Origin of the sequence: uncultured Leptotrichia sp. (assembly GCF_938036635.1) — a bacterium.
Taxonomy (GTDB): Bacteria; Fusobacteriota; Fusobacteriia; order Fusobacteriales; family Leptotrichiaceae; genus Leptotrichia; species Leptotrichia hongkongensis.
This window is the reverse complement of record NZ_CALHQO010000168.1, coordinates 1-11,800: the sequence shown is the minus strand read 5'-3', so window position 1 is coordinate 11,800 and position 11,800 is coordinate 1. Positions and strand designations below refer to the sequence as shown.

The following is an 11,800-nucleotide window of genomic DNA, read 5'->3' as shown; positions in this document are numbered from 1 at the left end:
CAAACCCTAAATTATATAATTTCTATCAGTTCAATTTTAAATGGGTTCGAGTATATTTTGATAAAAAATATTTTTCTTAACAAAATTTTGCTTAATTCTTTTTTGATTCTCAAAATCTGCTAAAAAAACTACTAAAATAAAAAGAAAAGAATAAAATAAAAAAACCTACCAGCAAAGTTCAACTGGTAGGCAAAAGGTAGGACAATAAGACAAGAATTCAACTGCTATTTTTGACTGTTAAAAATCAAAAACAAAATGATTATAACTGTCAAAACAGTCAAATCCCAATTTGCCATTACGACCACCTTCTGTTCGTAATTGTAGTTGTTAAGGTTGCGAGTCTTAACAGTCGAAATTATATTATAAAAAAAGCCCTATTCAATAAGAATAGAACTTTTTCTTCGCATATTTACTACAACCCGAACAGGTTTTTTATTCAGTATTACTGTATCATTTTTCTCTAAAAAATTCAACCACTAATTTTTATAAAAAAAAATCAGAAGTATAAAAAATACTTCTGAAAATATATGTTATAATTTTTTTATTTTTACCATGCAGAGTTTATTAGAACTTCTTCTCCATAGCCACCGTTCATTTTTTGTGGATTTGTAGAGTTGTAAGCTCTTTGAACTCTTATTCCTCTGATTCCTAATTCTCTTGCGGCTAGGATATCATCGTCACTGTCACCGTAGTGGATTGAAACGTTGTGTTTTTTGATGTAGAATGATTTGTCATATTTGTAGCCACCTGTTGGTGTGTCAGATGTATATTCTACATAAATTTCTTTTGGTAGTTCAAAGTATCTTTGCAATGTTTTAGAAAGTTTTGTAGAAGTGTAGTTTTTGTCTTTTGAATGTTTTGTTCTTCCTGTGATGAAAAATACGTTATCTCCTCTTTCCAAGTGCATTTTTATCAAGTCTTTTGCAGATTGTTTTGGAATTGAATGTTCATCTCCGTTTTCAGCTACATAATCCCAGAATTTTTGGTTGTACAGGTAACTTACAGCTCCTCTTTTGTCTCCTGGAATTTGGAAATAATGTTGCCCATAGATAAAGTATCCGCTTGAATGAAGCAATGTGTCATCAATGTCAAAACTTACATTAATTGGTCCTTTTCCTTCTAGACTTTTCTTAATGTCGTCAACAGACACAAAATGAACAGCCTTCTGAACTTTATCTGTTGAATAAAATCCCTCATGAGTATAAGGAACCTTTGGTCCTGCTGCAAATACTACAGATGCAGCAAATAAAAATAATAATGCTTTTTTCATAACATTTCCTCCTATATATTTTTTATTTTACTAACAAAATCTTGCTATCTTAAAGGCTCACAATCTATAAATTCTCCCTTTGCTGTATAAGTACATATATTTCCTGTTTTTTTCCCTGTTTTTTTAGGAATTTTGAAATAAGAGCAACTTACAGTTGCCAATGCAGATAGAACCAATACTAAAAACATTTTTACCTTTTTCATAGGAAAACCTCCTGTAAAATAGTTTTTTATCTAAATTTTTTTAAAAAAAGATGTTCTCTTAAAAGAAAACATCTCTCAAATTTCTATATATCAAATACAATAGATTTAACTCTTGTCATGCTTTCTATGCTGTATTTTATTCCTTGAACTCCTGCTCCTGAACCTTTGATTCCTAAGAATGGGAAGCTATCAGGCCCTCTTTGAGTCTTGTTATTTATGTGAACAGTTCCAACTTCCAGTTTTTCAGCGATTTCAAATGCCAATGGGAAATGTTTTGTGAATACTGCTGATTGAAGTCCATATTCTGATTTGTTTGCAATTTCTACTGCTTCATCTACGGATTTTATTCTGATAATTGGCAATACTGGTCCAAATGGCTCTTCCCATGCGATTCTCATATCAGTTGTTACATTGTCAAAAACTACTGGCCATATTAAGTTTTTTTCTCTTTTTACTGTTGTCAATGCTTTTGCCCCTTTTTCTTGTGCATCTTTTATCAATCCTTCGATAAAGTCTGCTGATGGAGTATCAATTACTGTTGTAATATCAGCGTTGTCAAAAGGATCTCCTACAGTTAGTTTTTCAACTTCTGCTTTTATCAAGCTAGCCAATTTATCAGCAACAGAGTCCATTACAAGCACTCTTTTGATAGCAGTACATCTTTGTCCAGAATAGCTGAATGCTCCTGATACGATATCTTTTGCAGCTTTTTCTAAATTAGCGTCTTCCAATACGATTCCAGCATCTTTTCCACCTAATTCAAGCATAATTGGTCTCATTCCTGCAAGTTTTCCAATTTTTTCCCCAATCGGTGTACTTCCTGTAAAGTTTATAAAATTAACTTCTTTATGTTCAATTAAATAATCTCCAATTTCAGAACCTTTTCCAGTTACAGAGTTTAATACTCCTGCTGGAATTCCAGCTTCTGCAAATGCTTTAATTAATAACAATCCGCTAATTGAACCTTGTGTAGGCGGTTTAAAAATTACTACATTTCCTCCAATTAATGCAGGTGCAATTTTAGATGCTGATAAGTTTACTGGATAGTTAAATGGTGCGATTGCAAGTACAATCCCAACTGGCTCTCTTTTTACTGCTCCATATTTTCTCTTGCTTCCAGCTTCAAATCCACCACCATTTACAAATTCACCTGTGATTCTAAGTCCTTCTTCTGCAGCATATCTAATCAAATCTGCCGTTCTTACTACTTCTGAAATAGCAGCCTTAATTCCTTTTGCAACTTCTTTTGCTAAGTTTTCCCCAATTTTATCTTTATCTCTTTCAAGAATATCTGCAGCCTTATTCAAATAAGCCGCTCTTTCTACAGCTGATAATGCTCTCCAAGCAGGTAAGGCCTTTCTGGCAGATTCCATAGCATAATCAACTTCTTCTCTTGACATAGCTGGTACAGTTCCAAGTTCTTCCCCATTTATTGGCGAATAAATAGTTATTGTATTTTTAGAGTCTTTCCATTCTCCGTTCACTAAATTTTGATAATTCATCAAAATACCTCCTTATTCCAATTTTGTATACTTTATAATTTTACCACATATTTTACATAATTAATATACCTTTTTTCATATATTTTTCATTTATTTCGAATATTTGTTATTTTTAATATCGAAAAGTTTCAAAAATTTACTTTTTAATATACAAAACAAATATTAAAAAACTTTATCTCCACTATTTTTTTTCTGAAAATTCATCCACTCAAATACATTTTTAAATGCCTTCCCATTTACATTGGCCTTTTCACTTCCGCCTTTTCCAGTGTTACTTGGCTCAAATCCGAAAGTTTCGGTATCTTTGGAATTTTTTATTTTATCCCTGTTCTGCACACCTTCCACTTGATTATTCAAAAAATATATCCACGAAAAATGTCCAGGAAATCTTGAATCTGGCACATCTGTCCCAATTACATTTTCATAATACGAATACCATGCATTATCCGCTCCATCCTTTAATAAATCTCTATACGTTGGAAGTGAGAATTTTTTAGGCGTAACAATCCCATCATCTGCCGCCGCAATAAACCACACTGGCGTTTTTTTCATCTTCTGAATTTTTTCGTTCGTTACCCACAGTTTCTTAGTTTCTACAAATCTTGAAACTGCACTGTTTTTACCGCCTGCCGAAACTTCGATATTATTTGTCTTATAAGTTCCATCGCTATTTCTCACATATTCGTGATAAGCATACGCCTCGCAAATCGGTACTGCCGCAGCAAAGTAGTCTGGATAAGTAATTATCATATTTACAGTCATATATCCGCCATTTGAATCTCCAGCAAGATAAATTCTGCTTGTATCGACATACGGATTATGTTTTACATATTCCTTGATTGTATCCATCAAAATTTGAGTGTATCTCGAATTTCCGCTTCCATTTCCATTAGTCCCATCGCCTTCATCCATCCAGTAAGTTGGTGACTGTACAGCCAGAACAAATGCTCCTTTTGTATCAGTTCCTCCTGCAGTAAAATATTTCTGAATTTCCTCTTTTGCAAGTGCCGAAGTTTCTGTACCTAAAATATCAATATCAGGATCTGTTCCACCTTCCCCTTGTCCGTGAAGCCAGATAATTAAAGGTTTTTTTATTCCTGATTTTAGACTTTTAGGCTCATAAGCTGCCATTTCCAGTTTCAGATTTTCCATTTTTTTTGTAATCGGATTTTTGTAATTTCCACTAAATGAACTTCTATAATTGAATAATTCTGTATCAGTCGAAACTCTATTATTAATCACATTTTCTTTTTTATTAACTAAGTAATCTTTCCCATAAACTGTAACTTTTCCTTCAATTTCCACAATATATTCTTTTGCCCATTCATTAAAAAATTTTTCTCTGTTATATATAAATGGCGTCCCTTCATACTTCAAAGTTTTTGTATCAAACTTATTTTCCAGCTCAAGCGTAATAATTCCTGTGTCAAATGCCTTTTCCCCTTTTCTATCAGACACATAAATATTTTCTACTTTTCGTTCAAATCCATTCGTTTTCACTTTCCAGCCATCTTTATTTAAATTTGTTATTCTGTAATCATTTATTTCTAAAATAATTTTGCTAACAGCAGGCCCGCTTTCAAACCCTTGTACAAAAATACTAATTTTCTTTATTCCGTCATAATTTGATAAATCCACAGTTTTTTCACTCACTTTCCCACTATCAGTTCTTTTTCTTCTCACTTTTTTCCTGTTCCCACGTGTCGCACCATTCACAATTACTCCAGTAATTAGCATAATAAACAAAATCATTGCTAAACTTTTTTCATAAACAACCATTATCCTTATTTTTGTATTTCTCAAAAAAAGCAGGAGCTAAAAACTCCCGCTAAAATTTTATTATTTTTCAAGTTTTACCATTGTATATGTTAATGCAAAACTTACTCCTGAAGCTGCTATTATTGAAATTAAGTATAAAGGCATTTGTCCATTTAAGAATAACAACATTCCTGGTACCACTGTAACTGCCATTCCAGAAGCCTTAAGTCCAAAAATTGAAGCTAAAAATCCACCTGTTGCTCCACCTACAAGCCCCATTAAGAAAGGTTTTCCTTTTCCTTTAATTAAGTTTACCCCGTAAATTGCTGGTTCTGTAATTCCTAATGCTGCTGACAATGCTGATGGCAATGCTAATGCTTTTAATTTTGCATCTTTTGTCTTAATACCAACTGCTAGAACTGCTCCAAATTGTCCTGCTACAGCTGCTGATAATAATGGATTAAATGGATTGAATCCATCTTTTGCAAGCAATTGAATTTCCAAGAAGTTAAATATATGGTGTACTCCTGTTACAACTATTAGTTGTTGAAGTCCTCCAATTATTATTCCTGCTATTCCAAGCGGTAATTTTAAAATCCATTCTGTACCAATTAAAATATAATTTTCTAGACTGTGGAATACTGGACCAATAACGAATAACCCTAATGTACTCATTACCAAAAATACAATAAATGGAGTTAATAATAAGTCTAATGCATCTGGGATAACTTTTCTTAATCTTTGTTCTAATTTTGCTCCTATCATACCTACGAATAATGCTGGTAAAACTGTTCCTTGATATCCAACTACTGGAATAAACTTAAAGAACATTATTGGATGTGCATCTCCTGATGCTACTTGATAAGCATTCGGTAAAGAACCGCTAATTAACATAGAACCTAATACAATTCCCAATACAGGTGATCCACCAAATACTTTAAATGCAGACCATGCAACTAACGCTGGTAAAATAATAAATGCTGTATCTGTTAATACTTGTGTATACATTAAGAAATTAGGATTTATACTTTCTGGTGTTGTTCCCATCAATTTTAATAAATTTTCATTTGTTAATAATCCACGAAGCCCCATAAATAAACCAGTTGCAACTAATACTGGTATAATTGGAACAAAAATGTCTCCAAATGTTCTTGAAATTCTTTGAATAACGCTTCCTTGTTTAGCTGCTTCTTTTTTCATATCAGATACTGAAGATTCACTAACTCCTCCAAGTCCTTGAACAGCTTCATAAACTTTATTTACAGTTCCTGTTCCAAATATTACCTGAAACTGTCCTGAATTAAACATTGTTCCTTTTACTTTTTCAATACTATCTACCTTGTCTTTGTCAATTTTATCCTTGTCAACTACCATAATTCTAAGTCTTGTTGCACAGTGTGCAAATGAACTTATATTTTCTTTTCCTCCAATAGCTTCTATCACTTCTTTAGCTATTTCTTCATAACTTTTTGCCATTTTCATCTCCTTTACAATTTTTTTAACAATAAAATTAATTATACCTTATTTTTTTGAAAAGTCAATACTGCTTTTGAAAAAAACTATAACTTTATTTGAATTACAATAGTTTATTAATTTTAAAATTATTTCTTTTTAATTTTTTTTTGTTGATTTTTAACAAAATAAAAACTACTATATTGCTAATAAATACAGTAGTCTTTAAAAAAATTAGATTTTTAGTCCATTTCAAATTCGATGTAGACAGTTTTTGAAATATTTAATTTTTTTGGAGAAATTACGATATTTTTTCTTGCTGATTCATCCAAGAGTTCCTTGTCGCTTTTTTTCAGCTGGACTAAGTTAGTTTCATAATTTGCGTGGCTGTAGTAACTGTAGTTGTAATCTGTATATGGTTGAATAACTCCATATGACTTATCTGTTATTGTAACGGGATTTTTTAAGTTCAAGTCTGTTTTCCCAAGAATAACTTGTGCTTTTTTCAAGGCTTCCTTGTAGGCATTTTCATAAAGTTCATTTTCTAATTGCTGCTTGTTGTCGATGTCGTATTCAATTTGTCCTGTTGTACCAATTCCCAATGTATTTGCTACATTTATAATATTTCCTAAATTTTTCAAATCTCTTGTTTCAACTTCAATTTCATGTGAAACTATCTGAATATTTTTTCTATTATTTGTTCGTTTTTCAAGATTGATTTCCTTATTGTCGTAACCTGCAATTTTTATTATTCCTGCTGGAATTCCAGCTTTATTTAATTTTTGCTGTATTTCATTAAATTTGGACATTGCATTTTGGTATGCCTCTTTGTTTGTCGCATTTTGTGATGTAACAGTGAAAATGTAAGTACCATTTTTGCTTCTGTTTAAAGAATAAATTTTTTCTGTGGCAAGGACATTCATAAAGTTTTTCAATGTATCAAGAGAGATTCTGTCAACTTCTATTGAAAGTTTCGTCTGATATTCCTTTTTTCCTTTGTTTTCAACTACTGTATCCCAGTTATATGATTCATAAGTGGAGTATCCTGTCGAATTAATCTTATTATATTTTGTACCAGTCTGGGCAAGCAGTCTCTTGTATCTTTCAAGAATTTGTGAATTTTCGGCACTTGCCTTATCCAAATTTTCGTTTTCAGTCTGAATTGTAAGTCTAATTTTTGCTGAATTTGGTGAAATTTCCTTTTGTGAAACTCCTCTAACCTGTATTCTTTTTCCAGTAACTTCGCCATCTGCAAATGATAATACCGAAAAAATTATCATAAGTAATGTTATTATTTTTTTCATTTTAAAATTCCTTTCTAAAATTTAATTTTCATTCTTTAAAATATAGTCTAGTATAAAAATTTATTCCCATTTTTAAACCGGATTTAGTATAAATATAAAGTTATACTATTTTTGTTATTTCATTTCATACATAACTGATATATTTTGCACAAGTTTTAATGGTTTTGGAGTATAGTCAACTCTTGAGCTTCTGCTATCCTTTCGTAAAGATGTTGTCCCTGAATAAATTGAGAATTTAGCATTTGAATATTCTGCCATCGGTGCTGCTGCCGCTTCATACTTTACTTCCCAGGCCTGATCAATTCTGTCAATCATTTTTTGCTGAAATTCCACATCTTCACTTACAATAATTGGTGTTCCTAATTTCATTTTACTGGAACGCAAAATGCTTTCTGCCTTCTGTTTTGTCTGATTATAGGCATCTTTATACATTTCTGACTCAATTCTGTCTTTATCTGATAAGTCAAAATTAATTGAGCCATTTATATTTATTCCATTATCATCAGCAATAGAAATTATTGTATTAAGTTCCTTTATATTCTTTGTTGTAAGTATGAATTCATCTATAACATAGTAAACATCTTTTTTTGTACCTTTATTTTCTGTATAATTTTCTTTTATTTGATAATCGCTCAAAATAATATCACTTTCAGGGATTCCAGCTGAAATCAGTTTTCTTCTTGAAGTATTAAGTTTATTAAATACTTTATTTAAAGCCTGGTCAACTGTCATTCCATTTTCATTTATATTAAATGCAAATGTATTTTCGTCAAAATTTTTCTGAATACTTTGTAAATTGTTTCCATCTTCCAAGTCAATCAATGCTGAAATCTTGTTAAAATCAGTATTTTTTACCAGCATTGACATATTTACGTCATAAGAAGTGGGCTTTTTATCAGTATTTTTTACAGTTTTATTTGGAACAGTTTTTACATCCAAAATATCTTCATCATCGTATTCTGTACCCTTTCTATTGTAAAATGCCTTTGTTTCCAGATTTTCAAGTGATATTTTTCTAGCTCTCAATTCATTTTTAAATTTCTCAACTTTCTTATTTACATCACTTGTTGCCTGATTTAAGCTATTTCCTTTAACCTCAACATTAAAATTAATCTTTGCTAAATCTGGCATAACTTCTCTTTCTGCGTTTCCAGTAACACTAATTTTTCTCACAATATTCTCATTCGCCCCAAACGAAAGAATACTCATAAGTGAAAAAAGCGCAATTGCTATCTTTTTCATATTTACCTCCATAATTCTAATTTATTATTTTTTAAAAATTCCTATCTTTTGTATAAGTATAACACACGTATATTAAAAGTAGATGAGGGTTTTTTTATTTATTTTGTAAGATTGTTTATTACTGAAAATATTGTATATATGGCTAAACTATGTCTTTTAGTTATAAAAAAAGATATAGTTTGGCAAATAACTTATTATTTTTTTACTTTACAGTCTTTAATAACTAAAATCAAACCAAATTTCGTTATAAAAATAAAGAAAATTAGAAGAATTACATAATAAAAAAATGACAAAATTGAAAAAATATAGTATAATGTATGATATTATTATAAATCCATTTCAAAGTAGGGATTGTTTTACACATCCAATTTAATTTTGGTTAAATTTGGCAGAATTTAAAATTAACAATTTAGTAGATAGAAATTTTTTAGAAAGGATGTAAGATGAATAAAAGAAAAATCGAAGGTGCAATTTGGTTTGCTGCGGGGCTTATATTAGTATTGCTATTAGGGAATAAATCAAGTATGCTTAGTGATAATGCTGGAGAGAATATTTTTTCTCTTATATTGAGTGGTATTACATTATTTTTTGGAAAAATGACATGGTTTATAGCGGTAATGGCTATTTTGTATGGAATAATTTTATTTTTTTATGAAAAAATTGGCATTGATATGACACAGGGGAAAATTGCAGCTCTTATTGGATTATTTCTAAGCTGGGGAATGGTTTTGGTAAGGGGTTCAGTTGTTAAGGGAAAACCTTTGGCAGATAATTTTACTGAGGCGGGAAGACAACTTTTAGAGATAGGATTTAGCCGTGAAAGTGGTGGAATTCTTGGAGCATTGCTTTCAATGCCATTTTATAAAGTGTTACATTCTCAAGGGATGTTTATAGTTTTGATAATTTTAGTAATAATTTTTGTAATATGGTTAATTAAGGACTTGATTGAACTTGGATATGAAGTTTTTAAAGAGATAATAAAATATTATAAAAGTGATGACTATAAAGAGAAAAAAAGAAAATTGGCTGCTAAAAAATATGCAGAAAATTTGAAAAAAACAGATTATAAACGTTATCAAAGAGAAATGTTGAAGGCAAAAATTATCCAGTCCAGAAATGAAAAATTAAGTTTTGAAATTGCGAAAAAACCAAAAGACAACTTTTTACAGAAAACAGAAGTTTACTCGAAAGAGGAATTAGCTGAAAAAGAAAAAGAGTGGATTGAAATTTTTGAAGAGAAAGAAAAAAGTAAACAAAAAAATGTAGAAACTTTGAAAAAGAATGAAAGTGAAGTAAAAGATAAAATAAAAGAAAATGAATTAGAAACAGTTGCAGAACCAACAGAAGTTACAAAGCAAGAAGAAGTTTCAGAAAAGCCTGAAATTAAAGAACAAGAAGAAGAAAAATTAGACTCTGAAAAGGAAACTTCAGATAGCTTATCCGACTCAAAAGAAGAAGTATCAGTTGAAAATGAAAATAAAAAAGAAAACGATAGTAAAGTTGAGAAAGAAGTTGATAAAAAAGGACCTAAATTAGAGATAGTAACACCTTTAAGAAGAGAGGAAATATCTAAAAGATACAATTCTGAAAACATAGATCCGAATTTTCAGCAATTTCCAAAACTGGAAGCATTTGAAAATAAAGAAATGAAGGAAAAGGAACTGGAAGATGAATTAAAAAAAGTTAATGCAATGTTTGATAATAATCAAGGCTATGATGATGTGGTAAAAAAATCTATTGAAGAAATCTTTAAGTCAAAACCAATGGATCTTAAAAGAAAACAGGAAATTGAAAAAAGCATAAGAGAAAATGTAAGACACCTTGAAAATGTACTAAAAGAGTTTGGAGTTGAAGCCAAAGTTGTAAATTATGAATATGGTCCAACTATTACAAGATATGAAATAGTCATTCCAAAAGGTATAAAAGTGAGCAAGGTTACTGGTCTTTCGGATGATATTGCAATGAATTTGGCAGCTGAAAGTATTCGTATAGAAGCGCCAATTCCAGGAAAAAATACTATTGGAATCGAGACTCCTAATAAAATTAAGGAGCCAGTTCATTTTTCAAACATCATAAAAAATAAAGAACTCGATAAAGGTGAATTAAGGGTAATTTTAGGAAAAGATATTGTTGGAAGAGATAAATTTATAGATATCGCTAAAATGCCTCACTTACTGATTGCAGGACAGACAGGTTCAGGGAAATCTGTTGCTGTAAATACATTAATTTCAACATTGATTTCTAAAAAATCTGAAAAAGAAGTTAAATTTATAATGGTTGATCCTAAAATGGTAGAGCTTATGCCATATAATGATATTCCGCATTTGCTTGTTCCAGTAATTATAGATCCGCAACAAGCTGCAATAGCATTGAGATGGGCGGTTAATGAGATGGAAAATAGATACAAGCAGCTTATGGAAAATGGCGTAAGAAATATAAAAACTTACAATGGATTAAGTTTTGTGGAAAAAATGCCTTATATTGTTATAATAATTGATGAGCTGGCAGATCTTATGATGGTAGCGTCTGGAAGTGTTGAGGAGTCAATCGCAAGAATTGCACAAAAGGCAAGAGCAGTTGGAATCCACTTAGTTGTAGCAACACAGCGTCCATCTACAGATGTTATAACTGGAATGATAAAGGCAAACTTGCCAAGCAGAATTTCTTTCGCATTAAGATCACAGATTGATTCGAGAACAATACTTGATACAGCTGGAGCAGAAAAGTTATTAGGTCAGGGAGATATGCTGCTGCTTGCAAATGGTTCTTCAAAGCTGGAAAGAATTCAGGGAGCATATATTTCGGATGAAGAGGTTAAAAATTTAACAGATACGCTAAAATCTTCTAAAAAAGTAAAATACAGAAATGAAATCTTAGAGGAAATTCAAGAAGAAACAATTGACATTGATCCATTTTTTGAAAATGCAGTAAATATTATAAAACAAGAAAATAAAGTTTCTATTTCATTATTACAGCGTAAATTAAAAGTAGGGTTTAATAGAGCTTCAAGAATTTATGAGCAGTTAAAAGAGCATGGAGTTATAAGCTATGATGATCAAATAATAACTG

At 30.7% G+C, this 11,800-nt stretch carries 8 protein-coding genes; 1 reads left to right on the top strand and 7 read right to left on the bottom strand.

The genetic code is table 11. The features are described 5' to 3' along the window. Nucleotides 1-547: 547 nt before the first annotated feature. The 7 genes from aphA to Q0370_RS03230 all read right to left on the bottom strand — a co-directional run bounded on the left by aphA (nucleotide 548) and on the right by Q0370_RS03230 (nucleotide 8,731). Entirely contained in the window at nucleotides 548-1,270 is a 723-nt protein-coding gene (gene aphA / locus Q0370_RS03260; protein ID WP_147006257.1) for an acid phosphatase AphA, read from the bottom strand. A gap of 44 nt (nucleotides 1,271-1,314) precedes the next feature. Then, on the bottom strand, nucleotides 1,315-1,473 hold the full coding sequence (locus Q0370_RS03255; RefSeq protein WP_299572074.1) for a hypothetical protein: 159 nt from the start codon (nucleotides 1,471-1,473) through the stop codon (nucleotides 1,315-1,317). Between the two features lie 83 nt (nucleotides 1,474-1,556). Next, the gene (locus tag Q0370_RS03250) at nucleotides 1,557-2,975 is read right to left on the bottom strand and encodes an NADP-dependent glyceraldehyde-3-phosphate dehydrogenase (protein WP_299572071.1); all 1,419 of its coding nucleotides are present in this window, start codon (nucleotides 2,973-2,975) and stop codon (nucleotides 1,557-1,559) included. Between the two features lie 162 nt (nucleotides 2,976-3,137). After that, complete coding sequence (locus tag Q0370_RS03245) at nucleotides 3,138-4,778, bottom strand: prolyl oligopeptidase family serine peptidase (protein ID WP_299572069.1); 1,641 nt, start codon at nucleotides 4,776-4,778, stop codon at nucleotides 3,138-3,140. Between the two features lie 36 nt (nucleotides 4,779-4,814). Next, entirely contained in the window at nucleotides 4,815-6,209 is a 1,395-nt protein-coding gene (locus Q0370_RS03240) for a sucrose-specific PTS transporter subunit IIBC (protein ID WP_299572067.1), read from the bottom strand. Nucleotides 6,210-6,427: 218 nt separating this feature from the next. After that, on the bottom strand, nucleotides 6,428-7,489 hold the full coding sequence (locus tag Q0370_RS03235) for an SIMPL domain-containing protein (RefSeq protein ID WP_299572065.1): 1,062 nt from the start codon (nucleotides 7,487-7,489) through the stop codon (nucleotides 6,428-6,430). 114 nt (nucleotides 7,490-7,603) lie between these two features. Beyond that, entirely contained in the window at nucleotides 7,604-8,731 is a 1,128-nt protein-coding gene (locus tag Q0370_RS03230) for an SIMPL domain-containing protein (RefSeq protein WP_299572063.1), read from the bottom strand. A 443-nt stretch (nucleotides 8,732-9,174) separates the two neighbouring features. Between Q0370_RS03230 and Q0370_RS03225 the strand changes: the two genes are divergently transcribed. Then, nucleotides 9,175-11,800, top strand: a 2,626-nt coding sequence (locus Q0370_RS03225; protein ID WP_299572060.1) for a DNA translocase FtsK, incomplete at its 3' end; no start/stop codon positions are given.

Coding starts and splice junctions, on each gene's coding strand:
- Q0370_RS03230 (WP_299572063.1), bottom strand. CDS start 8,731: ATGAAAAAGATAGCAATTGCGCTTTTTTCACTTATGAGTATTCTTTCG.
- Q0370_RS03240 (WP_299572067.1), bottom strand. CDS start 6,209: ATGGCAAAAAGTTATGAAGAAATAGCTAAAGAAGTGATAGAAGCTATT.
- Q0370_RS03250 (WP_299572071.1), bottom strand. CDS start 2,975: ATGAATTATCAAAATTTAGTGAACGGAGAATGGAAAGACTCTAAAAAT.
- aphA (WP_147006257.1), bottom strand. CDS start 1,270: ATGAAAAAAGCATTATTATTTTTATTTGCTGCATCTGTAGTATTTGCA.
- Q0370_RS03235 (WP_299572065.1), bottom strand. CDS start 7,489: ATGAAAAAAATAATAACATTACTTATGATAATTTTTTCGGTATTATCA.
- Q0370_RS03255 (WP_299572074.1), bottom strand. CDS start 1,473: ATGAAAAAGGTAAAAATGTTTTTAGTATTGGTTCTATCTGCATTGGCA.